The organism is Pedococcus sp. P2_E4 (assembly GCF_056403935.1).
On the sequence record NZ_JBFUEO010000032.1, the window covers coordinates 1 to 24,259 of the forward strand.

Sequence of the window (24,259 nt, forward strand, 5' to 3'; positions counted from 1 at the left end):
CCCTGACCCGGAGGGCGTGACCGACGCCAAGGCCTGACAGGGCCTGACACCCACACGGGGCAATGAGACACCACGTCTCATTGCCCCGTGGCATACTCCGATCGCGCCTGTCGTCGCGTGGGCAGGACCGAGGCTGCTTGGGGGAGGTGGGCGATGCGTCGCACCCGAGGTGTCACGGCGCGGCTCGACCACCTGGGTGACCTCGCGCGCAAGTTCGCCTGGGGCGTCCGCACCGTCGGCCTCCCCGAGGCCCTGCGCGGAGCCGTGCGCCTCGCAGCCCTGCGGTGGCGCCGCCCGGAGCGAGCCCGGATCACGCTCCGCTCGGGACCAGTCCTCGAGTATGCGGTGCCCGCGCAGGTCGCGCCCGCGCTCGTGGTGTTCCGGGACCTCATCGACCCCGAGTTCGCCTTCCTGCGTGCGGTGGCCAGGCCCGACTGGCTCGTCCTGGACGTGGGAGCCGCCATCGGCCAGTTCACCACGTTCGCCGCCCGGCTCCCGGTGGCGCACGTGCACGCTTACGAGCCGAACGCCGCCAACCTCGAGAGCCTGCACCGCAACCTCGACCTCAACGACGTGGCAGCCCGGGTCAGCGTCCACGCCGCTGCCCTGGGCGAGACGGAGGGCGAGGTCGTCTTCGAGGAGACCGACAACGCCTACCTGAGCCACCTGTCGTCGACGGGACAGGGCGTGAGGGTCCCCGTCCACACCCTGGACGCCGAGGTGGAGCGACTCGGCCTGGACCGGGTGTCGGTGCTCAAGGTCAACGTCGCCGGCCACGAGCCCGCCGCCCTCGCCGGTGGCTCCGACCTGCTGCGCGCGGGCCGCGCCGACATCCTCGTCCTGCTGATCGGGGAGCAGTCCCTGGGCGCGTACCAGCAGTGTCAGCAGTGGGGGTACCGCTTCTTCTTCTTCCACCCGCGTCGTCGCGAGCTCCACCCCGTCACGGAGCTCAGCACCGCAGGTCTGAGCAGGCGCCCGTGGCCGGCCCGGCACGTGATCGGCGTGCACCAGGGAGCCATCGACCGCGGCCTGCTGGCGTCCGTCGCGATCCTCGATCGGGACCACGGTGCCACCGTTGGCTGACGTGGGCGTGGTCGTGGTCACCCACAACAGCGCGGCAGTCGTCACCGACCTCCTCGCGAGCCTGCCGCCAGCGCTCGGTCCCCTCACGGCGGAGGTCGTGGTCGTCGACAACGGGTCGAGCGACGACACCGTCGACCTGCTCCGTGGCCGGGCCGGCGTCCAGGTCGTCGAGACCGACAACAACGGGTACTCCTCGGGCATCAACCTCGGCGTGGGCCACCTGTCCCCCGACGTGCCCGTGCTCGTCCTCAACCCCGACGTCCGGCTGGCCCCTGGGTCGGTGGCCGTCCTCCTCGACCGGCTCGCGCAGCCCCACGTGGGGATCGTCGCGCCGCGCATCACCGACCTCGACGGCACCCTCAAGTTCTCCCTGCGCCGCGCACCGACACTCCTGCGCTCCATCGGCCTGGCCTTCACCGGCCACCCGTGGCTGAGCGAGTCGGTCAAGGACCCGTCGGCCTACGACCACCCGCACACGGTGTCGTGGGCGACGGGGGCGGCCCTGCTGGTGTCCCGTCAGTGCCACGAGGAGCTCGGCGGGTGGGACGAGCGCTTCTTCCTGTACTCCGAGGAGACCGACCTGTCGCTGCGCGCCCGCGACCGGGGCTGGCTGACCGTCTACGAACCCGGCGCGACCGCCGAGCACGTCGGGTCCGCCTCGGGCTGGAACAGCCGGCTGTACGCCATGCAGATCCTCAACCGCGTGCGGCTGTTCTCGAGCCGGCACTCGGCGCCCTCGGCCTGGCTCTACTACGTCGTGTCCGTGGCGCGGGAGCTGTCGCTCGTGGTCCGCGGTCACGCCGAGGCCCGGGAGGGGCTGCGTGTGCTGGTCCGCCCCTCGCGGCGACCACCGGAGCTGCGGTGCCCACCCGGCATACTCCCCCGCTGACGGGCGGGGATCCGGCGGTGACGGCTAGCGCCAGCGCTTGACGACGCCGACCGCCTCGCGCACGGCCCGGTGGGCGAGCCCACCCTCGAGCACCTCGCGGCGCAGCGACTCGGCGGTGTCCTGCCGCCGCGCGGTGTAGCGCGGCTGCAGCCAGCCGCGCACCGGGGCGGCCCTGCGGTCGCTCGTGTACACCGCGTCGTACCCGGCCTTGCGCAGCAGCGCGAGGGCCCGGCGGTCGTACTCGCCGAAGGGGCAGGCCGCCTCGGTGACCGGGGCGCCCAGCACCTCCGTGAGCACCCCTCGCGCCTCGTGCAGCTCACGCGCCGCCGTCGCGGCGTCCAGGCGACGCCACGGGACGTGGTGCATCCCGTGCGTGCCCACCCGCATTCCCGCGTCACGCAGGCTGCGCACGTCGTCGGCGGACAACGACCCGGGCTCGTCCAGCCGGCCGGCGAGCACGAAGAAGGTCGCGTCGAGACCGCGCTCCTGCAGGGCGGGCAGTGCGCGCTCCACGTCGGACCGGTTGCCGTCGTCGAACGTGAGCCGGACCCCGGGCCACGTCGCGACCTCGTCCAGGACCCGGAGGAACGCCTCGTGGCTCACCCAGTAGTCGTCCTCGCCCGGGTCGAGGGCTCGTCCCGGGACGCCGATCCCGTGGAAGCAGATCGTGTTGCTCGTGTTGCCGGCCAAGAGGCACCCCCTCGTGTGCCTTGCATCATCCCGTATGCCGTGCGGCCGACGGAGGGTTTCGCGAAACCGGGCCGTCGTGCGGGGGCTCGCGCTACGTTGAAACCTGGCAGGCGGCGGCCGGCGAGGGGCGGAGCCATGGACGAGGGACGCAGGGGCGGCGGTGACGCGCCGCGGGTCAGCCTGGGGCTGCCCGTCTACAACGCCACCCGTTACGTGCGACAGGCGCTGGACGCGGTGCTCGCCCAGGACTTCACCGACTTCGAGCTCATCATCAGCGACAACGGCTCGACCGACGACACGTGGGACATCTGCACGGACTACGCGGCGCGCGACCCCCGGATCCGCGTCCTGCGCAACCCGACGAACCTCGGGGTGGCCCGCAACTTCAACCGGGTCGTCGAGGAGGCGCGGGGAGAGCTCTTCCGCTGGGTGGCGTACGACGACCTCATGGCGCCGACGCTGCTGAGTGCGTGCGTCGCGGAGCTGGACCGCTCCGGTCCGGGGACGGTCATCGCCTACCCGCAGACGGCCCTGATCGACGACGACGGGCAGCTCGTGAGTCACTACGAGGACGACCTCGACATCAGGAACCGTCACCCGGCCCTGCGGGTCGCGGCCGCCGCAAGACGATGGAACCTGCTCAACCCGCTCTACGGCGTGATCCGCACCGACCAGCTGCGCCGTACGGGGCTGGAGCGCGAGCACGTGTCGGGGGACGTGCCGCTGTTCATGGAGCTGGCGGCGCTCGGCGAGATCCACGAGGTCCCGGAGCCATTGTTCTACCGGCGCTTCCACGAGGGTTCCAGCTCGGGCAACTCGGCCGCCTGGTACACGCCGCACAAGCCCGGGACGGAGCGGTTCCCCACGCTGCGCCTGGCCGCCAGGACGGTGCGGGGGCTGGCCGGGTCCGACCACCCGCTGCCCACCCGGGTCTCGCTCGTGGGCGCCTACCTGGCCGTCTGGTCGTGGCGACGCGTCCGCGTCGAGGGTGGACGCCTCAAGCTGGCCGCGCGCCAGGAGCTGCGCACCCGGCGACGCCGGACCGCCGGCTAGACCTTCGGCAGGGAGATCTCCCGGGGCTCCGGGAGCGGGACGTAGAGGCGCGGGTTCCACCCGGTCCCCGCGCTCATCGTCGCGAGCTGGGCGGCGACCTCGTCCGCGATGTCCCACGTGAGGACCACGACGTCGTCCGGCCGGGCCTCGATGAGCTCCTCCACCGTGCGGATCGGGACGCCTGCACCGGGGATCCGTCGTCCCGCCTTGGCCGGCGACAGGTCGACCGTGAAGGGCAGCAGGCTGCGGTCCACCCCGGCGAGCGCCAGCAGGACCGGCGCCTTGGACGGCGCGCCGTATGCCGCCACGGAGCGACCGCTCGTGGCGAGCGCGGCGAGGTGGTCGTGGAACGCGGTCGCGACCCCCGTGGACCGCTCGCCGAACGCCGTGAGGGCCGCGACGTCGCCCAGCCCGTCGGCCAGCTCGGCCGCCTGCAGGTCCTCGACCTCGCGCCCCACCTCGGGGGAGTCGGCGAGCCGCCGGGCGCTGAGCTGGACCGACCCGCCGTAGGCCGGCACCTCGCGGGCGCCCGTGGCCACGAGGCCGTGCCTCTCCAGCAGGGGCACGGCGGCGAGGACCGTGAAGTAGACGAAGTGACCGTGGCGCACCGTGTCGACCAGCGTCTTGACCACCATCGGCCGGGCGTGGAAGAACTCCAGCAGGAGCACTCCCCCGGGCGCCAGCCGCGCGGCGTGACGCGCGATCACCGGGTCGACGTCCTCGTAGTGCATGAGGTGGTGCACGTCCACCACCAGGTCCGCGGGCTCGCCGTCCGCGGCCCGGACCAGCCCGGCCTCCTCGAAGAACGGCGCCCACGAGCAGCCGTGGCCACTGTCGTGCTCGACGAAGGTCTGGCCCGCCACCAGTCCCTCGTCCCGGACGACCCGCTCCACGGACGCGCGTGCCTGCCTCAGGGCGGTCTGCGAGTCGACGGCCATCGGCTGCTCCGGGACGGTGCTGGCCGTCGGCCCGAGCTGGACCAGCCGGCACGCCGTGCAGAAGACCAGGACGAGGGGCACCCGCGGGTCGGGGCCCGGGGCGTCCTCGAGGGGGAACACGTCCGAGGGGGGCACCGCGCCGAGGTCCATGACCTCGACCAGCTGGTCGGACCCGCACGACCTGCACGCCAGCTCGTCGCTCATCGGTCCCTCTCGGTTGCTCGGACCGCAGGGGCGTTCCCTGCGGCGATCCCGGTCGCCCCGACGAACTGGTCGGCGCGCGCCCGCCACGAGTGCCCGGCTGCGAAGTCGGCTCGCTCGCGCACCTCGGCCGCGCCCAGGCTCGAGCCGAGCGAGCCCACCACGGCGTCGGCGAAGGCCTCGGGGCCGTCGGCGACGGTGACGAGCGGGGTGTCGAGCCACTGCACGGCCGGCAGCGAGGTGCTGACCACCCGTCGGCCGGCGGCGAGGTACTCGAGGATCTTGAGCGGGAAGCTCGCGCGGTTGAAGGCCGTGTCGGCATAGGGCAGCAGCCCGGTGGTGACGTCGGACAGGGCCTCGGGCAGCGCGGCATACGGCACGGTGCCCAGCCACTCCACGGTGGGGAGGTCACGCAGGGCGTCGAAGTGGCCCCCGGCCATGGTGGCCTGGGTCGGGCCGATGACCTTGAGGCGCACGCCCCGCCGGGCCACCGCCTCGAGCAGGCGGACGTCCACCCGCTCCGACAGGTGGCCGACGAAGGCGGCGCACGGCTCACTGCCCGTCGGGGGCACGCCGGCGGCGGCGAACGCCTCGACGTCGCAACCGTTGGGAACCAGGACGGGGTCGGTGCCGTACACCCGCAGCACGTCGACCAGCGCCGGGCTCACGGCGACGACGACGTCGGCGTCCCTGCACAGGCGGGACACCCACGACACGACGGTGTCGCGGTCGACGCCGATCAGCTCGGTGCCCGAGACGTAGTCGTCCTTGGCGTAGTAGACGCTGACCCGCTCGTCGAGGGCTCCGAGCAGCGGGTCGAGCGAGGTGACGACGAGCGCCGAGACCTCCGAGGCGCCCAGGGTGGCCACGGCCCGACGCAGGGCGCGCCGGGTCAGCCAGAGGCTGAGCGGTTTGACGGCGCGGCGGTCCTTGAACGGGGGCAGCCGGACGGACAGCACCGCGAGGCCCGGCCTGACCTCGTGCACGCCCGGCCCGCGGGCGGCGGTCGCCGCCTCACGGTTGCGGATCCGCGACACGACCGAGGTGGGCGGGTCGAGGTAGAGCACGGGGTGGTCGCGCGAGAGCTCGTCGGCGAGGTGGTGCTCCAACAGCGGCGTGCCGTCCCAGAACGAGGTGGCGCAGACGACGACGAGGTCGTCCCAGCCCCGCTCAGCCACGACCGCGCGGCAGCACGATGCCGAGCTCGGCGAGGGTCGGCGCCGCCCGGTCGGCGGCCGACATGGTCGTGACCGGGAGCGGCCACGGGATGGCCAGGGTCGGGTCGTCGTGCGCGATCGTGACCGCCTCGGTGGGGTCGTGCTCGCGGTCGATCTTGTATGCCGTGTCGGCGGGGTCCGTCAGCGCCTGGAAGCCGTGCGCGCAGCCAGCAGGGATGTAGACGGAGCGCTGCCGCTCGCCGTCGAGGTCGAAGGACTCCCACTGGCCGAAGGTGGCCGAGTCGGGGCGCAGGTCGACCACGACGTCGAAGATCGCGCCCGAGGAGCAGCGGACCAGCTTGGCCTCGCCGGCCCCACTGCGGACGTGCAGGGCGCGGACGACCCCCACGGCGGAACGGCTCATGCTGTCCTGGACGAACGCGGCCGGGTCGATCCCCGCGGCCCGCACGACGGGGGCGTCGAACGTGCGCGAGAAGAAGCCGCGCTCGTCGGGGAACGGAGTGGGTGTGAACAGCAGGCACCCGGCGATCGAAGTCGTGGAAACGTCCATGGTCTCTCCCCTCGTACAGAGCCTAGACAGTGGGACCTCACCGGGGCCAAGGTTTGCCGCAAACGCCTGCGAAAGCCGAGCGGGCGGTGACACCATGACCGTGGGAAAGGGGATCCACATGCGTGTTCTGGTTACGGGGGACCGCGGGTACATCGGAAGCGTGTTGGTACCGATGTTCCGCGAGGCCGGTCACGACGTCGTCGGGCTCGATGCGGACTGGTACGCCGGCTGCGACTTCGGGGACCCGGTCGAGGGCTACGAGCAGCGGGTCGGGGACATCCGCGACTGTCGCGCCGAGGACCTGGCCGGCTTCGACGCCGTGGTCCACCTGGCAGCCATCTCCAACGACCCCATCGGCCACCTCAACCCGGCGGCGACCTACTCGGTCAACGCCGACGGTGCCGTCCACATGGCCCAGGTGGCCAAGGAGGCCGGCGTCCCGCGCTTCCTCTTCTCCTCGTCGTGCTCGCTGTACGGGGCCGCCGGCGACGCACCCGTGGACGAGCAGGCCGAGTTCAACCCGGTCACGCCCTACGGCGAGAGCAAGGTCCTCGCCGAGCAGGGCATCGCCAAGCTCGCGGACGACTCGTTCACGCCGACCTACCTGCGCAACGCCACCGCATACGGGTCGTCCCCGCGGCTGCGGGCCGACATCGTCGTCAACAACCTCACCGGCACCGCGTTCACGCGCGGCGAGGTGCGGCTGCAGTCCGACGGCACCCCGTGGCGCCCCCTGGTGCACGTCCTGGACATCTCGCGCGCGTTCCTCGCGGTCCTCGAGGCGCCCCGCGAGGCGGTGCACGACCAGGCGTTCAACGTCGGCCGCGACGAGGACGTGGTCCAGATCCGCACCGTCGCGCTCCAGGTCGCCGAGCACCTCGACGCGCCGGTGACCTTCGCCGAGGGCGCCGGGCCCGACGCCAGGAACTACCGCGTCGACTTCCGCAAGATCCACGAGCGCATCCCGGGGTTCGACCCGCAGTGGACCGTGCCCCAGGGCATCGACGAGCTCGCGGCCGACATGCGCACCAACGACCTGCAGGCGGCGGACTTCGAGGGGCCGCGCTTCGTGCGGCTGGCGCGGATCAGCGAGCTCATGCAGCAGGGCCTGATGGATCCCGACCTGCGCATCACGAGGGGAGGGGGCGACTGATGGCCCTGCCCGCCTGCCGCCTCTGCTCCGCCCCGCTGGACACGACCTTCGTCGACCTGGGGATGTCCCCGCCCTGCGAGAGCTACCTCGAGGCCGACCAGCTCGACGCCGGCGAGGTCTTCTACCCGCTGCACGTGCGGGTCTGCTCGTCCTGCCTGCTGGTCCAGCTCCCGGCCTACATCCCCGCCGAGGACATCTTCACCTTCTACGCCTACTTCTCGTCCTACAGCGACTCGTGGGTCGAGCACGCCCGGCGCTTCGTCGACGGGGCCGTCGAGCGCTGGGGCCTCGGGCCGGACTCGTTCGTCGTCGAGGTGGCGAGCAACGACGGTTACCTGCTCCAGCACGTCGTGGCCAAGGGCATCCGCTGCCTCGGGATCGAGCCGGCCGCCAACGTCGCCGACGCAGCCCTGGCCAAGGGCATCCCCACCGAGGTCATGTTCCTCGGCGAGGAGACCGGGGCGAAGGTCGCCGAGGCGCACGGTCCCGCCGACCTCGTCGTCGCCAACAACGTCTTCGCGCACGTGCCGGACATCGTGGACTTCTCCAAGGGCATGCGGGCGATGCTGTCGCCGACGGGACACGTGAGCATCGAGATCCCGCACCTGCTGCGCCTCATCGAGGGCAACGAGTACGACACGATCTACCACGAGCACTACTCCTACCTCTCGCTGCTGACGACCCAGCGGGTCCTCGCCGCCGCCGGGCTGACGGTGGTGGACGTCGAGGAGCTCGACACCCACGGCGGCTCGCTGCGCACCTGGTCGACGCCGACCGAGAACGCCGGCGAGCCGTCCGAGGCCGTCCGCCGGGTGCTGGCCGACGAGGCCCGAGCCGGACTCGACACGGTCGAGGGTCACGCCGGCTTCGCCGCGAAGGTCGCGACCGTCCGCAACGACCTCATGACCTTCCTCGTCGAGCAGTCCCGCGCAGGCAAGTCCGTGGCGGCCTACGGGGCGCCCGGCAAGGGCAACACCCTGCTCAACCACTGCGGGGTGCGGGCGGACCTGTTGCACTTCGCGGTGGACCGGAACCCGTTCAAGCACGGGAAGTTCCTCCCCGGGACGCACATCCCGATCAAGCCGGTCGAGGCGCTGGCCGAGGCCCGGCCGGACTTCGTCCTCATCCTCCCGTGGAACCTGCGCACCGAGATCGCCGCGCAGCTGGAGTACGTACGGGAGTGGGGCGGCCAGCTCGTCGTCCCGCTTCCTGCCCTGGAGGTCTTCTAGGCCGGACGGTCCGCGACCACGGACCAGAGAAGGAGTTGGCAGGGTGAAGGTCGTCCTGTTCTGCGGGGGGCTCGGCATGCGGATGCGTACGGGGCCGGACTCGCTACCCAAGCCCATGACACCGATCGGCCACCGGCCGGTCCTCTGGCACGTCATGCGCTACTACGCCCACTTCGGCCACAAGGAGTTCATCCTCTGCCTCGGCTTCGGCGCCAAGTCGGTCAAGGACTACTTCCTCGAGTACCGGGAGACCGAGTCCAACGACTTCGTCCTCCACCACGGTGGCAGCGAGGTCGAGATGCTGGAGACCGACATCTCCGAGTGGCGGATCACGTTCGTGGACACCGGGATCGACACCCCCATCGGTGAGCGGCTGCGCCGGGTCCGGCAGTACCTCGGGGACGACGAGATGTTCCTCGCCAACTACGGCGACGTGCTCACCGACGCCCCCCTCGACACGATCGTCGCCGATTTCACGGCGACCGACGCCGCGGGCACCCTGCTGGCCGTCAAGCCCCAGGACTCCTTCCACGTGGTGCGCCTCGACGGTGGCAACCACGTCACCGGACTCGAGGCGGTGGCCGAGATGCCGATGCGGATCAACGGTGGCTACTTCGTCCTGCGGCAGTCGATCTTCGACTACCTCAACGAGGGCGAGGACCTCGTCATGAACGCGTGCGTGCGGGCTGCCGAGGCGGGCAAGATGATGGCCGTGCCGTATGACGGGTTCTGGGCGCCCATGGACACCCTCAAGGAGCGGACCGCCCTCGAGGCGCTCTACAGCACCGGGCAGAGCCCGTGGGCCCTGTGGCGGACCAAGCCGTCGACACCGGGACAGCGCATCGTCGCCATCGAGGTCCCCGACGTCGCCCTGCCCGGGGGGCGCCCCCGATGACCTCCACCGACGTGGACCCCACCACCACCGAGTCGAGCCGGGTGGCCGAAGCCCTCGCGCGGCTCGTCCCCGGTGGCGCGCACACCTACGCCAAGGGCCCGGACCAGTACCCCGAGGACCTCGCACCGGTGCTGGCCAGGGGCATGGGTGCCCACGTCTGGGACGTGGACGGCCGGGAGTACGTCGAGTACGGCTCGGGTCTGCGCAGCGTGACCCTGGGCCACGCCCACCCCGCGATCGTCGAGGCGGTGTCCCGCCAGGTCGCCCTGGGCACCAACTTCGCCCGGCCGGCTGCGATCGAGCTGGAGGCGGCCGAGAGCTTCCTGGAGTCCGTCCCCACCGGCGAGATGGTCAAGTTCGCCAAGAACGGCTCCGACGTCACGACGGCTGCCATCCGCCTGGCCCGCGCCTTCACCGGGCGCAACCTCGTGGCGATCTGCCGGGACCAGCCGTTCTTCTCCACCGACGACTGGTTCATCGGCACGACACCCATGCCGGCCGGCATCCCGGAGACCGTCACGGCCCTGACGCTGGGCTTCCCGTACGGCGACCTGGCTGCCACCGAGGAGCTGCTGCTCAGGCACCCGGACGAGGTCGCGTGCCTCATCCTCGAGGCGGGGTCGGCCACCGACCCGCCGGCTGGTTACCTCGAGGGGCTGGTCGAGCTCGCCCATCGGCACGGCACCCTCGTGGTCTTCGACGAGATGATCACCGGCTTCCGGTGGTCCCGCCACGGGGCTCAGGGCCTCTACGGCGTCACGCCCGACCTCTCGACGTTCGGCAAGGCACTGGGCAACGGTTGCGCGGTCTCGGCTCTCACAGGGCGGCGGGAGATCATGGAGCGAGGGGGCATGAACCACTCGTTCGAGCGAGCCTTCCTGCTGTCGACCACCCACGGCGCCGAGACCCATGGCCTCGCCGCAGCGCTGGCCGTGATGGATGTCTACCGCCGCGAGGACGTCGTGGGCCGGATGGAGCGACTGGGCGAGCGACTGGCCACGGCAGTGCGGTCCGCCGTGGCCGATGCCGGCCTCTCCGACCACATCCAGCTGCGGGGGCGCAGCTCCAACCTCGTATTCGCCACCCTCGACGCGCAGGGCGAGCCCTCCCAGCCCTACCGCACCCTGTTCATGCGCTGCCTGCTCCAGGGCGGCGTCCTCGCACCGTCGTTCGTCGTGAGCGCGGCGTTGTCGGAGGAGGACGTGGACCGTACGGCCGAGGTGGTCGCCGACGCCGCGCAGGTCTATCGTCGCGCGCTGGAGGACGGCGACCCCGGACCCTGGATGGGCGGCCGACCGGTCAAACCGGTCTTCCGGCCCTTCGCCTGACGACACCAAGGAGTCCCGTGCTGGGTTTCACGATCGCGCAGGACCTCGACGTGCTGTGCCTGGGCGCCCACCCGGATGACATCGAAATCGGTTGTGGGGGAACACTTCTCGCACTCGCTGCCACCCACGACATACGGCTCACCAACCTCGTGCTGACGGCGAGCGCGGACCGCGAGCCGGAGGCCAGGAACGCGGCCGAGCTGTTCGTCCCGGGCAGCGAGGTGCAGGTGCACCACCTGCCGGACGGCCGGCTGCCGGCCCACTGGAACGACGTCAAGGAGATCCTCGAAGGCGCGGCCAGGGAGCTGCAGCCCGACCTCATCTTCGCGCCGCGCGAGGGTGACGCCCACCAGGACCACCGGACCGTGGCCGAGCTCGTGACGACGGTCTGGCGGGACTCCCTCGTGCTGYGCTACGAGATCCCGAAGTGGGACGGCGACCGGGCGAGGCCGACGCACTACGTACCCCTCTCCCCCGACCTGGCCCGTCGCAAGCTGGAGCTGCTCGACACCGCCTACCCGTCGCAGCAAGCCCGCGACTGGTGGGACGAGGAGATGTTCCTCGGTCAGCTCCGGTTGCGCGGGATGGAGTGCCGGAGCCGGTATGCCGAGGCGTTCGAGGTCGACAAGGCCGTCGTCTCGCTCTGAGTGGGTCCGGTCGGCGGCCAGCGGCGCGCCCCTGCGCCCGACGGGCGCAGGAGCCCACCGCGTCCCGGCGCCGCTACATCCCGACGCGGGTCCGGACCCGGCTCAGCGACGACCGGGCGCGCCGCACCAGCGACCGCGACGCGTCAGGGTTGACCGGGACGTCGAGCAGCGCGGGCCACAGCACCCGCATCACCATCCGGTTGAGCTGGTAGTCCGGGCCCCGGCGGTACCGGATCGGGGCGGACAGCATCGTCGACAGCAGCTCGCGCGAGTTGAAGGGCGTGAAGCGCTCGTGCACCCCGTCCCACTGGGCCTGCCCGTTCGCGGCCCACCGTCCGATGCGGTGCTCCCAGTACCAGAGGTCGAGCAACTCGACGCCCTCGGTCGTCCGGGCCCGCGCCAGCCAGTCGGCGTTGGCCTCGTCGGCATACTCCAGCTGCCCCATCCGCGAGCGACCCGTCAGGCCTGCACCGTCGGTCGGGACACGCCCACGGCCGTTGTGCCCGAAGCACCGCACGACCTCGCCGCCGTGTCCGCTGATCGACACCAGGCCCTGCGGGAAGCCCCGCCACAGCCCGTCCGCCAGGGCCGCTGCACCACGATGGGCTGGTTGCACGCTCTCGGCGTACCCGTCCCAGAACGCCGGGTCCGGCTCGGGGGCGCAGGGGACGACGTGGTGCGGCTGCCCGGCGAGGTCGAGCAGCTGGCGCGCGACGACGAGGTCCTGGTGCTCGTCCGGCATCGTCGAGGGCTGGAACGTGTAGTAGTAGACGTCCGAGGCGATGTCCCGCGTGGCCGCCATCGCGAACCTGCTGTCGTAGCCGGCGGTGATGGGCAGGGCGAGGTCGAACCGGTGGTGCGCGGCCTTGACGAGCCCGGTCAGCAGGTCCGCGGCACGCTCGGCCACGGCACCCGCGGGCTGCTCCGGCAGCTCATCGACGGGCCAGAACCGCGTGGTCTGCATGCTGTCGAGGTCGAGCACGTGGTTGGGGGTCAGGTGGGCCAGCTCGGCATACGGAGTCCGGTCACCGGGCCAGGCGTACTCGGGATCCTGCGTCACGTAGCTGCTCTCGAGGAACCGGGCCCGGGTGTCCGGGTCGACCTCCAGGCCCAGGGCTCGCGCGAGGACGTGAGCCTGCGAGCCGCAGACCGTGGCGCCGCCGCGCGTGTGGACCACCTCGCGCAGCCCGAGCGGGTCGGTGAGGAGGATGCCGTCCGTGGCGTCCACCGCCACGAGCACCCAGCGTCCACCCCATGCGTGCGTGTGCCGCGGCACGTCCCGGGCGCGACCGGTCTGGTCCGACAGCACGCGCAGCAGGTCGTCGTCCGTGGCGGTCGGCCGGGACGGGTCGACGGCGTAGCCCACCAGGGTCAGCTCGAGGCCGTCCCGGTGCTGCTGCGTCACGCGCAGGTCCGGGTCGACGTGGATCGCCCCGAACCGCGCCAGGGGATGCGTCAGCCATCCCTCCGGCGCGGGCCACTGCCCGGGGAAGAGGACGAACTGCCGGCGGTGCGGCCGGGGCGGCGGTGGAGCTGCCGTCACGAGGGCCGCTCCGCGGTCGAGGTCTCCGCAGCGGCCATCGCGACCCGGGACCCCTGCGCGCCGAGGTCCTCGTGGGTCAGGCCCATCGTGGCCACCAGCTCGTCGTAGTGCCCGGCCAGCACCTCCTGCAACCCCGGCAGCCGCTGCGTGACGGCCTGCCGGGCCGCATCGAGGTCGCCCTCCAGCGCGACCGAGGCGGCCCCGAGGTCGTGTGCCTCGAAGGCGTCGATGTCGAAGCAGTACCGGGACTGGCCGGTGTACTCCATGAGCGCGAAGGTCTTGGGGTGGTAGGCGGTCCCGATGGCGAGCCCACCGAGCAGGTACGGCAGCAGGATGCAGTGGAAGCGCCCGGCCACGACGTAGTCACACCCGGCCAGCGCGCCGAGCAGCTCGTCGACGGTCTCGATCTCGGGACGTTCGATCGAGCCCAGCTGCTCGGCGCTGAGCCGACCCGCGAGCAGGGTCATCACGTCGTCGCAGACGAGCGGGTCGACGTCGGTCTGGGAGTAGAGCAGCACCAGCTGCCGCCCGCTCTCGACCACCCACGCCGCGTAGTCCGCCATCTTCGCGACGTAGGCGGCGTAGCGGTCGTCGTCGAAGGCCGGCCAGTAACGCCGGTCGTAGTAGGGGATCGGGTTGAGCCCGACCCTCAGCGGGGTCGAGCTCGCGTCCCGGTCGCCCGGCGCGGCGCGCCGCAGCTGGTCCGGGAGGGACTCGCGCGGCAGGCTCATGGCGAGGTCGGGCACGACCGTCAGCGGTGCCGGGACGCCGAGGGTCGCGACGAGAGCAGCCGAGGCATCGTCGCGGAAGCTGCGGAAGGCGGCCCACCGCAACGGGATCGAGAGGAGCGGCCGGGAGAGCCGGTGGTCGATCGGACCCGCGCCGACTGCCAGGAAGGCGAAGGGAACTCGCCTCAGCCGCGCGAGCAGGGACCACTTGGCGATGGTGTAGGGGTGGCTCCACGGCCCCTTCCAGTCGTCCGAGACGGGGCCGCTCCCGGCGACCAGGATGAGGTCGACGTCCTCGAGCCACTGGTACGTGCGCCAGAGGAAGGCCGGCTCCGCCACCAGGCCCCGGGCCACCCGGACCGCTCGGCGCCCACCCTTGATCGCCGAGTGCACGACGGTGCCCTCCACGCGGGCCTTGAGCCTGCTGCGCAGGCCCGCCCGCACGCCACCGGTCGCCGGGCCAGCGGGTCCGCCGCCGGACGACGACGACCAGCGCAGCGGCACAGCCGGCATGCCGTGGCGCTGCTCGGTGTCCTCAGGGGACAGCGAGATCCCCACGAGTTGCACCCCGGGGACCCTGGCGCGCAGGTTCGCGGCGATGGCCGACACGACGACGTCGTCGCCGAGGTTGCGCCCGTGGTAGTGCCCCCAGATGGCGACCCGTGGTCCCTGCGTGGCTTCGGTCATGTGCCCCTCGTCTCCGTCCATCGCCTGCCTCACGTCCCCACCTTCGACCGGCGCAGCGCCCCGAGCACGTCGCGCACGGGCTGCGGCCGCCACCACGCGAGCAGTGCCAGCTCGGCCAGGACCGCGGCGGTGACAGCGGTCGCGACCGCGGCCCAGCCGTGTCCCACGGAGTTCACGAGCGGCCACGCGACCGCGACCACGAGGGCAGTCGACGCCATCGCCGGGTACAACGCGGCGACGTACTCGCGCGGCCCGAGGTGGATGAGCCGGCCGGCGATCACCACGCCGATGGGCGCGAGCCCAGCGGCGCACACGGCATACCCGAGCGCGACGCCCACGACACCCCACTGGACCCCGACCACGAAGGAGACCACGAACGCCACGGCCTGCGCCGCCTGCCAGTGGAACGTGAGCTGGGGGCGACCCGCTGCGGTCGTCACGTGGTTCGACAGGCTGAGGACGCTCTGCAGCGCAGTCGTCGGGGCGAGGATGGCCACGAGCAGCGGCAGCTGGCCCCAGCCCTCGCCCACCAACAGGGGCATGAGGACCGCAGACACGACGGCGAGCCCGCTCATGGCCGGCAGCAGCACGAGCCCCACTGCACCGGTGGCACGCAGCAGGATGCGGCGCATCGCGGCCGGGTCGCCCTGGTTCCGTGACAGCGCCGGGTAGATGACCTGTCCCACGGCGTTCTTGACCGAGACGAGGGGGTAGGTGACGGTCCGCTGCCCGAACGAGTAGATGCCGAGCGGGGACAGGCCGAGCACGCGGGAGATGATCGCCTTGTCGGCCTGACCCACGGCGACGAACCAGACGATGTTGGCCAGGAAGATGTTGGTGCTGAAGCGCCAGACCTGGCGCAGCTCGGCCATCGTGCCCAGTCCTGAGGGGCGCCACCCGCTCGCGATCCAGACCGCGATGGTCGAGGCGACGGTGCCCGCGAGGGTGCCACCGGCGATGGCCCAGGGGCCGAAGCCCGGCACGGCCAGGGCGATGCTGACGGCCGCCGTCACGAGCGACTCGAGCACCATGACCGCCGCGGTGGGCACGAACCGCAGGTCCCGCTGCAGCAACGCGTAGTGGACCTGGCCGGCCGCTGCCACGAGGGAGACGACGGCATACAGGCGCAGGATGTTGGCGGTGCCGGGCTGCCCCAGCAGCGAGGTGATCGGGCCCGCCGCGGCGGCGAGGACGAGCGCCATCACCGTCGTCATGCCCATGTTCAGCGAGAAGACGGAGTTGACCATGGCCTCGGTGCGCTCCGCGCGCTGGATCACGGCGGAGCCGGTGCCCAGGTCGCGCAGCTGGTCGAGGAAGACCACGATCACCATCGCCACCGCGATCGCGCCGAAGTCCTCGGGCGTGAGCAGCCGGGCGAGCACGAGGCTCGAGACCAGACGCACCAGCTGCGAGACGATGCGGGAACCACCGGTGACGAAGGTCGCGCGGACCAGCGAGGACGAGTCGTCCCGCCTGGCCGGCGCCGGGCCGCCGGGCTCCGGCGTCCCGCCCGTCCCCGACGTTCCCTCGGCACGGGCCATCGTCAACGCGCGCCCCCTTTCACATTGCAACTCACGGTAGCCACGCACGAGCGCAACCGCGTGGGGTTCCCGGGAACTGCCCAGACCCGCGCGTTCACTCGGTCTCGAGGGAGGACGCAAGGATGCGTGCGCGGCACCGTAAGACGAGCCTGCGAGAGGTGCAAGCACGCATCCTTGTGGCCTTCCCGCCCCGCGAGCCTGCGAGAGGTGCGAGCACGCATCCTTGTGGCCTCCGACGTCCCCAGGGACCGTCAGTACGCTCCCGACCCACGGACGACAGCGCGCGCCGTGCGGAAGAGGATCTGCAGGTCGAGGACCAGGCACCAGTTGTCGACGTACCAGAGGTCGAGGCGCAGGGACTCGTCCCACGAGAGGTTGCTGCGACCACTGACCTGCCACAGCCCCGTGAGGCCCGGCTTGACCCGCAGGCGCCGCACCGCGTCGGGCTCGTAGCCCTCGACCTCGCGCAGCAGCGGCGGCCTCGGCCCGACGAGCGACATCTCGCCACGAGCCACGTTGATGAGCTGCGGCAGCTCGTCGAGGGAGAACCGGCGCAGGATCCGGCCGACGCGAGTCACCCGCGGGTCGTCCTTCATCTTGAAGAGCACGTCGTTCCCGGCGTCACGCTGCAGCGCGGCGAGCTTGTCCTCGGCGTCGACGCACATGGTGCGGAACTTGACCATGAAGAACTCGCGGCCCTGGGCTCCCACGCGCTTCTGCCGGAACAGCACCGGCCCGGACGAGTCGAGACGGATGGCGACGGCGATGAGCAGCATCACGGGCAGCGCGAAGAAGGCGAGCACGAGGGTGAGGCCGCGGTCCACGACACCCTTGACCACGCGACGGCCACCGGACATGACCGGCCGCTCGACGTGCAGCAGCGGCATGCCGGCGGTCGGGCGGATCGAGAGCCTCGGGCCGGCGACACCGAGCAGTCCGGGCGAGATCACGAGGTCGACCTCGCGCTCCTCGAGGGACCAGGCCAGGCGGCGCAGCTCGGGGCCGTGCAGGTCGGGGTCGCTCGACACCGCGACGACCTCGGCATCGAACAGGTCGACTGCAGCCATCGCCTCGTCGGGGTAGCCGAACACCGGGACGCCGTCGACCTCGGTGGGTGAGTCACCGTCGAGGTCGAGGCCGGAGACGCAGGCGGCGACGACGTTGAGCCCCGCCTCAGGCGCGCGCTTCATCTCGCGGATCATGGGCAGGACCGACTTGGCGTTGCCGATGATGACGGTCGGCTGGGTGTCGCGTCCCGAGGAGCGGCGCACGTAGAGGTCGCGGCGCAGCGCGTGCCTGGCCAGCAGCCCCAGGCAGAACAAGAGGGAGGCGCTGACGAACGCGAGCATCCGCGGCACCTCGACGTGCAGTCCGTAGGACAGCAGGGCGATGCTGCCCACGAGACCGAGGGCAGCCCGCATGACGGCGCGGTACTCCTCGGCCCCCGAGCCGAGGTAGCGGCGCTCGTAGCCGTGCAACAGGCTCAGGCCCAGCACCCACAGGAGGGGCAGCAGCGCGAGGACGGCCATCCGCGCCCGCAGCTCGAGGTCGGTGCCGACGAGGGTGACGGCGGTCATGCTCGCGATCGCCCCCACCACGAGATCGAGCGCGATGGCACGACGGCGGTAGCCGACGGCCCAGGTGGAACGGTGCTGCGGGGCGGTGCCCAGCCAGCTGCTGCCCACCGAGTCGCGGGTGCGACGGAGGTACCCGCCCAGCACCCGTGAGGGCAGTTCCTGTGCTTGGCCTGACATCCGATTCTCTCCCCGCGCCGCGTCCGCAAACTCCGTCATGTGCCTGTCCCCCCAACGTGCTCTCAGCAAGGTAGACCCGCGGCGATCGGTCCCCATAGGCCATTTGGTGGAGGATCGGCCTAGACGAAACGGCTTGTGTTACAACGGATTCCGGTGGCTACGACACCCGTCCGACGTACCGTTGCCAACGTGGACTACACCACCTGTCGTAGCCGTCTCCGGCACCTGATGGAGACGCGACCCCCCAGTGAGCACGAGTGGCATCGTTGGCCTGCGTTCGCGTGTCGTCGCCCCTTGCCTCGGATTCCGTCGAGGACGACGCGCCGACGCGTTCGGGCTATCGGAAAAATGATCACTGACTAGTTCCCCGGTTGGGGAACCGCCACGGGGCGAGCGGCGTCAGGCCGGACTATGGAACTTCTGCTGGGCCGCGGTGAGGCCCTGGGTCACGACCATCTCCACTGCGTCGGCCGCGTCGCCGAGCAGGAACGGCAGCTGCTTGCGCTCGACGGTGCCGAAGTCACGCAGCACGAAGTCAGCGGGGTCCATCCGCCCCGGTGGCCTGCCGATGCCGACCCGCACCCGCAGGTAGTCCTTGGTGCCGAGGGCCGACGAGATCGACCGCAGGCCGTTGTGCCCGCCCTCGCCCCCGCCGAGCTTGAGGCGGACGTCGCCGGCCGGGATGTCGAGCTCGTCGTGCGCGACGATCAACCGGTCCGGGCCCACCGAGAAGAACGTCATCAGGGCCTTCACGGGCCCACCCGACTCGTTCATGTAGCAGGAGGGGACGGCCACGACGGCCGCCGGGCCGGGGGCGCCACCGGGCAGCATGCCGATGCGGACCGTCGCGGCGACGGCTCGCGCCTTGTGGGCGGTGAGCTTCACGGACGACCGCTGGGCCAGCTCCTCGACGACCATGGCGCCGACGTTGTGGCGGTTGCCCGCGTACTTCGGCCCGGGGTTGCCCAGACCGACCACCAGCCACGTCCCGTCAGTGCTCACGACGGGCAAGTATGCCGGACCGCCGGTGACCACCCTGGCCCACCCGTCCGCGCGCACGCGGGGACGACACCTCCCCGGGAACGGCGCAAGGCCGGGTCCCGTGTGGGACCCGGCCTTGCGTCATACGAGCGGTGGGACTCAGGCGTCCTCGGACTCGGCCTGCTCGCCCTCGGCGGCAGGCGCCTCGCCCTCGGCAGCCTCGGCCTCGTCGGCCGCGCCGGCCTCCTCGTGCTCGATGCCGGCCTCGGCCTCGGCCTCGGCCATCTCGGCGTCGAGCGCCTCCTGCGAGATCTGGGCGGTGATGTTGACGACGAGGGTGTCGGCGTCGACGACCAGCGTGGAGCCGCCGGGCAGCTCGAGCTCGGACGCCTTGATCTGCGTGCCGGCCTCGAGGCCCTCGACGGAGACGACGACGTTCTCGGGGATGTGGGTGGCCTCGACCTCGAGCTGGATGGTCTGGGCGTCGACCGTGACGACGGTCTCGGGGGCAGCCTCGCCCTCGACGTGGACGGGGACGTCGACGGTGACCTTCTCGCCCTTGCGGACGATGACCAGGTCGACGTGCTCGATGACCGGCTTGATCGGGTCGCGCTGGACGTCCTTGGCCAGGGCCAGCTGCTCGTCGCCGTCGACGACGATGGTCAGCAGGGCGTTGGCGACCTTGAGGGCCATCATGGTGTCGTGGCCCGGCAGGGTGATGTGCACGGGCTCGGCGCCGTGGCCGTACATCACTGCGGGGATCTTGTGGTCACGGCGGATCTTGCGGGCAGCGCCCTTGCCGAACTGCGTTCGCTTCTCAGCGACGAGCTTGTTGTCAGACACGGAAAACTCCTGGCTTCGGGGGGTCTCGAGATGCGGTGGGCCTCGACGCGGGGCGCAGCACGGAGACCACACCGCGTCGAATCACGGACGGTGACGGCTCGCGCCGTGCAGTGTCCCTCGCCGAGGCAACCCCGAGAGTCTAGGCGACGCCCACCGGCAGAGGGAAATCCGCGTCGTCATCGTCGAGCGTGAGCCCTGCCGCGCGGGCGCGGCGCAGCTCGCCGAGACGCACGGCGACGACGCCGAGGACGATGAGCAGCCCGCCGACGAGCTGCATGATGCCGGGCAGCTCGCCGAGCAGCAGCCACGCGAAGAGCACGGCGAAGAGGACCTCGGTGAGACCCACGAAGGATGCCACCGTCGAGCCCAGGATCCGCGCGGCCATGACCCCGATGAGGTATGCCGCCGCGGCGGCGACCACGGCCAGCTCACCGATCGCGACCCACCAGGGCAGGTCGGCGCCAGCGACCCGGACCGGTCCGGTGGCGAACGTCAGCGGGATGATGCCGACGGCCCCGAAGAAGCCGAGGGCGAGCGCGCCGGAGCCCAGACCGAGCCCGGCGAGGGCGACGGGCGGCAAACCGGTGTCCTCGGCGGCGATGACGAAGTACGTCGCGAGACCGACGGCGGCCAACAGCCCCCACAGCACGCCGACGAGGTCGGGGCGGGCCTGGCTGGTGAGGTCGAGCACCAGGGCCAGCCCGAGGATGGCGACCCCGACGCCGACGAGGGTCAGCCGGGGCGGCGCCTGGCGGCTGCGCGCCCAGACGAAGAGCACGACGAGGACGACGCCGAGGTACTCCAGCAGCAGCGCGACGCCGACGGTCAGGCGCTGCACCGCGTAGAAGTAGGCCACCTGACAGCCTGCGACCGCCATGGCGCCGTACGCGAGGACGGGCAGGGCGTTGCGGCGCACGAGGCCCCAGCGACCGCGCAGCGCGACCGCCGTCGGGCCGGCGAGCAACAGGGCCGCGATGCCCACGCGCAACAGGACGATCGCACCCGAGCTCCAGCCCTCGACCAAGAGGGCCTTGGCGAACGGACCGCTGCTCCCGAACGCCGCGGCCGCAGCCACTGCCAGCCACAGACCCAGCCCCGTGGAACGTGTCGTCACCGCCGCACCTCACCCTCGTAACCAGTAAAACGCCTTATACTGGTGACAGTACCGACGCGATCCGTCAGGAGTCAAGATGCTTTTCACCCATGACACGGAAATGGCCCTGCGGGGGGCTGCCGCGCTCATCAACACCGCTGCGACCCTGCCCACCGACACCGACGACCTCACCACCGTCGAGGAGCTCGACCGCTTCGTCGGCGAGTGGGAGTGGACCGGGTCGCACGAGCACGACGGCACCGAGCTCGAGGCGGTCCGCGCCCTGCGCCCGCGCCTGCGCGCCATGTGGGTCGCCGACACCGACGACGCCGTGCCCATGGTCAACGCCCTGCTCGCCGAGGCCCAGGCCGTGCCCCAGCTGGTCCGCCACGGCGAGTGGTCGTGGCACCTGCACGCCACCCCGCCCGACGCCCCCCTGGCGACGCGGATGTCGGTCGAGATGGCGATGGCCCTCGTGGACGTCATCCGCGCCGGTGAGACGTCACGGCTCGGCGTCTGCTCCGCGGACGACTGCGAGGACGTGGTGATCGACCTCAGCAAGAACCGCTCCAAGCGGTACTGCGACGGCGGGTGCGGCAACCGCGCGAACGTCGCGGCCTACCGCGAGCGCAAGGCCGCCACCGCCTGACCGTTTTCCCTCACTTCTGCTAGCAGGGGTTAGGGAAATCTGGACAGGGTGCAAGCTGTCCGGATTCAGGCAACCTCTGCTAGCAGGGGCTAGGTGAATGGCCGGTGGCCCGGTTCAGGCGTGGCCGTCGAACAGGCTGGTCACGGAGCCGTCCTCGAAGACCTCCTGGATCGCCCGGCTGATCAGCGGGGCGATGGACAGGACGGTGAGCTTGTCGAACTGCTTGGACTCGTCGATCGGCAGGGTGTTCGTGACGATGACCTCGTCGGCCGCGCACTCGTCGAGCCGCTTGACGGCCGGGCCGGACAGGATCGCGTGCGTCGCGGCGATGACGACCCCCGCCGCCCCGTCGGCCATGAGCGCGTCGGCGGCCTTGGTGATCGTGCCGCCGGTGTCGATCATGTCGTCGACCAGCACGCAGATCCGGCCCTTGACCTCGCCGACCACGCGGTTGGCGACCGTCTCGTTGGGCCGGTTGATGTCGCGGGTCTTGTGGATGAACGCCAGGGGCGCGCCACCCAGCCGCTCGGACCACTGCTCGGCGACCTTGATGCGTCCGGCGTCGGGAGAGACCACCGCGAGCTTCTCGTGGCCGTACTTGGTGCGGACGTACTCCGACAGGATCGGCAGGGCCATGAGGTGGTCGACCGGCCCGTCGAAGAAGCCCTGGATCTGGGACGTGTGCAGGTCGACCGCCATCAGCCGGTTGGCGCCCGCGGTCTTGAACAGGTCGGCCATCAGCCGCGCCGAGATCGGCTCGCGGCCGCGGTGCTTCTTGTCCTGGCGGGCATAGCCGTAGAACGGCAGCACCACCGTGATCCGCTTGGCGGAGGCACGCTTGAGCGCGTCGATCATGATGAGCTGCTCCATGATCGCCTCGTTGAGGGGCGTGCTGTGGCTCTGGATGACGAAGGCGTCCGAGCCGCGCACGGACTCCTCGTAGCGCACGTAGATCTCGCCGTTGGCGAAGTCGTAGGCGCTCGTGGGCACGAGCTCGGTGCCGAGCAGCTTGGTGACCTCGGCGGCGAGACCGGGGTGTGCCCGCCCGGAGAAGACCATGAGGTTCTTCTCGGTCATCTTCAGGATGCCGGTCACGACTGCGCCTGCCCTTCGGTGGTGTCGTCCGTATGCCGGGTGCGAGCGGCGTCCTCGGCCGCCTGGGCGGTCTTCGTGCCGGCTCGGGCGCGGGCGACCCAGCCGTCGATGTTGCGCTGGCGGCCGCGGGCGACCGCGATCTGCCCCGGCTCGACGTCGGCGGTCACGGCGGAGCCGGCCCCGACATAGGCGCCATCGGCGACGGTGACCGGGGCGATGAGCACCGTGTCGGACCCGATGAAGCTGTGCTTGCCGATCACGGTCGGGTGCTTGGCGACCCCGTCGTAGTTGGCGAAGATCGTGCCCGCCCCGATGTTGGCGCCCTCGCCGATCGTGGCGTCTCCGGCATACGTGAGGTGCGGGACCTTGGCCCCGGGGCCGATCTTGGCGTTCTTGGTCTCCACGAAGCCACCGATCTTGCCCTTGGCGCCCAGCTCGGTGCCCGGCCGCAGGTAGGAGAACGGCCCGACCTTGGCCTCGGCACCGATCACGGCCAGCTTGGCCTCGGTGCGCTTGACCTCGGCGCCGTCGCCGACCTCGGTGTCGGTCAGGGTCGTGTCGGGCCCGATGACGGCCCCCGACCCGATCGTCGTCGCTCCGACGAGCTGGGTGCCCGGCAGCAGCAGGGTGTCGCGACCGATGGTCACGTCGGCGTCGATCCACGTCGTGTCGGGGTCGACGATGGTGACGCCCTCGCGCATCCAGCGCTCGGTCGTGCGCCGGTTGAGCTCCTTGCCCAGCCGAGCGAGCTGGACGCGGTCGTTGACGCCCTCGGTCTGCCAGAGGTCGTCGACCACGTGGGCACTGACCCGGCCGCCCCAGGTGCGGGCGATGGCGAGGACGTCGGTGAGGTACTTCTCGCCCTGGGCGTTGTCGGTGCCCACCTCGCCCAGCGCGGCGGTGAGGACCGCCGCGTCGAAGGCGTAGATGCCGGAGTTGATCTCGGTGATGTCGCGCTGCTCGTCGGTGGCGTCCTTCTGCTCGACGATGCCCGCGACGCCACCGTCGGCGTCACGCAGGATGCGGCCGTAGCCGGTGGGGTCGTCGAGGTGCGCCGTGATCACGGTGACCGCGCTCTGGCTGGCGGCGTGCGCCTCGACCAGCGCGTGCAGGGTCTCGCCCTCGAGCAGCGGCACGTCGCCGTAGGTGACGAGGATGGTGCCCTCGAGACCCGGCGGGAGGGCCTCCAGCGCGCACTCGGTGGCACGACCGGTGCCCTTGACCTCGTCCTGGTCGGCGATGACGGCCTTCGGGTCGACCTCGGCCACATGGGCAGCGACGAGGTCACGCTCGTGCCGGACGACCACGGCCAGGTGCTCGGGGCTGGTGGCGCGGGCCGCAGCGATCGCGTGGCCGACGAGGGTGCGACCCCCGATCCGGTGCAGGACCTTGGGGGTCGCGGACTTCATCCGGGTGCCCTCACCGGCAGCGAGGACGATGACGGCCGCGAGGCGCGGCTGGCCGTTCGGGGTGTTCACGCGCGTGGACTCCAGCGATCTGGTCGGGTGCGA

Annotated in this window: 22 protein-coding genes; 9 read left to right on the forward strand and 13 right to left on the reverse strand. The window is 71.6% G+C overall.

Translation table 11 applies throughout. The annotated features are described in order from the left end of the window. The first annotated feature begins 153 nt into the window (after window positions 1-153). Together AC1DV7_RS14020 and AC1DV7_RS14025 are read left to right on the forward strand one after the other, a co-directional pair. Window positions 154-1,083, forward strand: coding sequence for an FkbM family methyltransferase (locus AC1DV7_RS14020; protein ID WP_477597750.1), 930 nt, complete (start codon window positions 154-156; stop codon window positions 1,081-1,083). A gap of 1 nt (window position 1,084) precedes the next feature. Continuing rightward, complete coding sequence (locus tag AC1DV7_RS14025) at window positions 1,085-1,972, forward strand: glycosyltransferase family 2 protein (protein WP_477597781.1); 888 nt, start codon at window positions 1,085-1,087, stop codon at window positions 1,970-1,972. Between the two features lie 24 nt (window positions 1,973-1,996). Here the strand turns inward: AC1DV7_RS14025 and AC1DV7_RS14030 are convergent, their stop codons facing one another. After that, a complete protein-coding gene (locus AC1DV7_RS14030) occupies window positions 1,997-2,662 on the reverse strand; it encodes a polysaccharide deacetylase family protein (RefSeq protein ID WP_477597751.1) in 666 nt (221 codons plus the stop codon). A gap of 135 nt (window positions 2,663-2,797) precedes the next feature. Between AC1DV7_RS14030 and AC1DV7_RS14035 the strand changes: the two genes are divergently transcribed. Next, complete coding sequence (locus AC1DV7_RS14035) at window positions 2,798-3,715, forward strand: glycosyltransferase family 2 protein (protein WP_477597752.1); 918 nt, start codon at window positions 2,798-2,800, stop codon at window positions 3,713-3,715. Here AC1DV7_RS14035 and AC1DV7_RS14040 read toward each other — a convergent pair. From AC1DV7_RS14040 to rfbC, 3 genes are read right to left on the reverse strand one after another with little or no spacing between them, the layout of a single operon-like run. Next, window positions 3,712-4,857 (reverse strand): hypothetical protein, encoded by a 1,146-nt coding sequence (locus tag AC1DV7_RS14040; protein ID WP_477597753.1) that lies wholly within the window; start codon window positions 4,855-4,857, stop codon window positions 3,712-3,714. The genes AC1DV7_RS14035 and AC1DV7_RS14040 overlap by 4 nt on opposite strands. Further along, on the reverse strand, window positions 4,854-6,032 hold the full coding sequence (locus tag AC1DV7_RS14045) for a glycosyltransferase (RefSeq protein ID WP_477597754.1): 1,179 nt from the start codon (window positions 6,030-6,032) through the stop codon (window positions 4,854-4,856). The genes AC1DV7_RS14040 and AC1DV7_RS14045 overlap by 4 nt, the downstream gene beginning before the upstream one ends. Then, window positions 6,025-6,582, reverse strand: coding sequence for a dTDP-4-dehydrorhamnose 3,5-epimerase (gene rfbC, locus AC1DV7_RS14050; protein ID WP_477597755.1), 558 nt, complete (start codon window positions 6,580-6,582; stop codon window positions 6,025-6,027). Before rfbC ends, AC1DV7_RS14045 begins: the two co-directional genes overlap by 8 nt. A 118-nt stretch (window positions 6,583-6,700) precedes the next feature. On the opposite strand from rfbC, the gene AC1DV7_RS14055 reads away from it, so the two are divergent. The 5 genes from AC1DV7_RS14055 to AC1DV7_RS14075 are packed head-to-tail and all read left to right on the forward strand — an operon-like array spanning window position 6,701 to window position 11,834. Then, window positions 6,701-7,735: an NAD-dependent epimerase/dehydratase family protein gene (locus tag AC1DV7_RS14055; protein WP_477597756.1), complete on the forward strand. Its 1,035-nt coding sequence runs from the start codon at window positions 6,701-6,703 to the stop codon at window positions 7,733-7,735. Further along, window positions 7,735-8,964, forward strand: coding sequence for a class I SAM-dependent methyltransferase (locus AC1DV7_RS14060; protein ID WP_477597757.1), 1,230 nt, complete (start codon window positions 7,735-7,737; stop codon window positions 8,962-8,964). The genes AC1DV7_RS14055 and AC1DV7_RS14060 overlap by 1 nt, the downstream gene beginning before the upstream one ends. Window positions 8,965-9,007: 43 nt before the next feature. Further along, complete coding sequence (locus AC1DV7_RS14065; RefSeq protein ID WP_477597758.1) at window positions 9,008-9,859, forward strand: sugar phosphate nucleotidyltransferase; 852 nt, start codon at window positions 9,008-9,010, stop codon at window positions 9,857-9,859. Then, window positions 9,856-11,187: a glutamate-1-semialdehyde 2,1-aminomutase gene (locus AC1DV7_RS14070; protein ID WP_477597759.1), complete on the forward strand. Its 1,332-nt coding sequence runs from the start codon at window positions 9,856-9,858 to the stop codon at window positions 11,185-11,187. Before AC1DV7_RS14065 ends, AC1DV7_RS14070 begins: the two co-directional genes overlap by 4 nt. A 17-nt stretch (window positions 11,188-11,204) precedes the next feature. Next, window positions 11,205-11,834 carry a PIG-L deacetylase family protein gene (locus tag AC1DV7_RS14075; RefSeq protein WP_477597760.1) on the forward strand — a complete coding sequence of 210 codons (630 nt, stop codon included), beginning with the start codon at window positions 11,205-11,207 and terminating at the stop codon, window positions 11,832-11,834. A gap of 73 nt (window positions 11,835-11,907) precedes the next feature. Here the strand turns inward: AC1DV7_RS14075 and AC1DV7_RS14080 are convergent, their stop codons facing one another. The 7 genes from AC1DV7_RS14080 to AC1DV7_RS14110 all read right to left on the reverse strand — a co-directional run bounded on the left by AC1DV7_RS14080 (window position 11,908) and on the right by AC1DV7_RS14110 (window position 21,025). After that, the gene (locus AC1DV7_RS14080) at window positions 11,908-13,377 is read right to left on the reverse strand and encodes a hypothetical protein (protein WP_477597761.1); all 1,470 of its coding nucleotides are present in this window, start codon (window positions 13,375-13,377) and stop codon (window positions 11,908-11,910) included. Beyond that, window positions 13,374-14,792, reverse strand: a complete 1,419-nt coding sequence (locus AC1DV7_RS14085) for a polysaccharide pyruvyl transferase family protein (protein WP_477597762.1) — start codon at window positions 14,790-14,792, stop codon at window positions 13,374-13,376. The genes AC1DV7_RS14080 and AC1DV7_RS14085 overlap by 4 nt, the downstream gene beginning before the upstream one ends. Window positions 14,793-14,821: 29 nt before the next feature. Continuing rightward, window positions 14,822-16,333: a lipopolysaccharide biosynthesis protein gene (locus AC1DV7_RS14090; RefSeq protein WP_477597782.1), complete on the reverse strand. Its 1,512-nt coding sequence runs from the start codon at window positions 16,331-16,333 to the stop codon at window positions 14,822-14,824. A gap of 251 nt (window positions 16,334-16,584) precedes the next feature. After that, complete coding sequence (locus tag AC1DV7_RS14095; RefSeq protein WP_477597763.1) at window positions 16,585-18,087, reverse strand: sugar transferase; 1,503 nt, start codon at window positions 18,085-18,087, stop codon at window positions 16,585-16,587. A gap of 399 nt (window positions 18,088-18,486) precedes the next feature. After that, a complete protein-coding gene (pth, locus tag AC1DV7_RS14100; protein ID WP_477597764.1) occupies window positions 18,487-19,089 on the reverse strand; it encodes an aminoacyl-tRNA hydrolase in 603 nt (200 codons plus the stop codon). Window positions 19,090-19,227: 138 nt separating this feature from the next. Further along, window positions 19,228-19,911: a 50S ribosomal protein L25/general stress protein Ctc gene (locus AC1DV7_RS14105; RefSeq protein WP_477597765.1), complete on the reverse strand. Its 684-nt coding sequence runs from the start codon at window positions 19,909-19,911 to the stop codon at window positions 19,228-19,230. A 139-nt stretch (window positions 19,912-20,050) separates the two neighbouring features. After that, on the reverse strand, window positions 20,051-21,025 hold the full coding sequence (locus AC1DV7_RS14110) for an EamA family transporter (protein ID WP_477597766.1): 975 nt from the start codon (window positions 21,023-21,025) through the stop codon (window positions 20,051-20,053). Window positions 21,026-21,101: 76 nt separating this feature from the next. Here AC1DV7_RS14110 and AC1DV7_RS14115 point away from each other — a divergent pair, with 76 nt between their 5' ends. Beyond that, the gene (locus AC1DV7_RS14115; RefSeq protein ID WP_477597767.1) at window positions 21,102-21,653 is read left to right on the forward strand and encodes a CGNR zinc finger domain-containing protein; all 552 of its coding nucleotides are present in this window, start codon (window positions 21,102-21,104) and stop codon (window positions 21,651-21,653) included. A 114-nt stretch (window positions 21,654-21,767) separates the two neighbouring features. Here AC1DV7_RS14115 and AC1DV7_RS14120 read toward each other — a convergent pair whose 3' ends face one another. After that, entirely contained in the window at window positions 21,768-22,730 is a 963-nt protein-coding gene (locus AC1DV7_RS14120) for a ribose-phosphate diphosphokinase (protein WP_477597783.1), read from the reverse strand. Window positions 22,731-22,744: 14 nt separating this feature from the next. Continuing rightward, window positions 22,745-24,226: a bifunctional UDP-N-acetylglucosamine diphosphorylase/glucosamine-1-phosphate N-acetyltransferase GlmU gene (gene glmU, locus AC1DV7_RS14125; RefSeq protein ID WP_477597768.1), complete on the reverse strand. Its 1,482-nt coding sequence runs from the start codon at window positions 24,224-24,226 to the stop codon at window positions 22,745-22,747. Window positions 24,227-24,259: the final 33 nt, after the last annotated feature.

Coding starts and splice junctions, on each gene's coding strand:
- AC1DV7_RS14070 (WP_477597759.1), top strand. CDS start 9,856: ATGACCTCCACCGACGTGGACCCCACCACCACCGAGTCGAGCCGGGTG.
- AC1DV7_RS14055 (WP_477597756.1), top strand. CDS start 6,701: ATGCGTGTTCTGGTTACGGGGGACCGCGGGTACATCGGAAGCGTGTTG.
- AC1DV7_RS14040 (WP_477597753.1), bottom strand. CDS start 4,857: ATGAGCGACGAGCTGGCGTGCAGGTCGTGCGGGTCCGACCAGCTGGTC.
- AC1DV7_RS14115 (WP_477597767.1), top strand. CDS start 21,102: ATGCTTTTCACCCATGACACGGAAATGGCCCTGCGGGGGGCTGCCGCG.
- AC1DV7_RS14095 (WP_477597763.1), bottom strand. CDS start 18,087: ATGTCAGGCCAAGCACAGGAACTGCCCTCACGGGTGCTGGGCGGGTAC.
- AC1DV7_RS14020 (WP_477597750.1), top strand. CDS start 154: ATGCGTCGCACCCGAGGTGTCACGGCGCGGCTCGACCACCTGGGTGAC.
- AC1DV7_RS14060 (WP_477597757.1), top strand. CDS start 7,735: ATGGCCCTGCCCGCCTGCCGCCTCTGCTCCGCCCCGCTGGACACGACC.
- AC1DV7_RS14090 (WP_477597782.1), bottom strand. CDS start 16,333: ATGGCCCGTGCCGAGGGAACGTCGGGGACGGGCGGGACGCCGGAGCCC.
- AC1DV7_RS14035 (WP_477597752.1), top strand. CDS start 2,798: ATGGACGAGGGACGCAGGGGCGGCGGTGACGCGCCGCGGGTCAGCCTG.
- rfbC (WP_477597755.1), bottom strand. CDS start 6,582: ATGGACGTTTCCACGACTTCGATCGCCGGGTGCCTGCTGTTCACACCC.
- AC1DV7_RS14120 (WP_477597783.1), bottom strand. CDS start 22,730: ATGACCGAGAAGAACCTCATGGTCTTCTCCGGGCGGGCACACCCCGGT.
- AC1DV7_RS14085 (WP_477597762.1), bottom strand. CDS start 14,792: ATGACCGAAGCCACGCAGGGACCACGGGTCGCCATCTGGGGGCACTAC.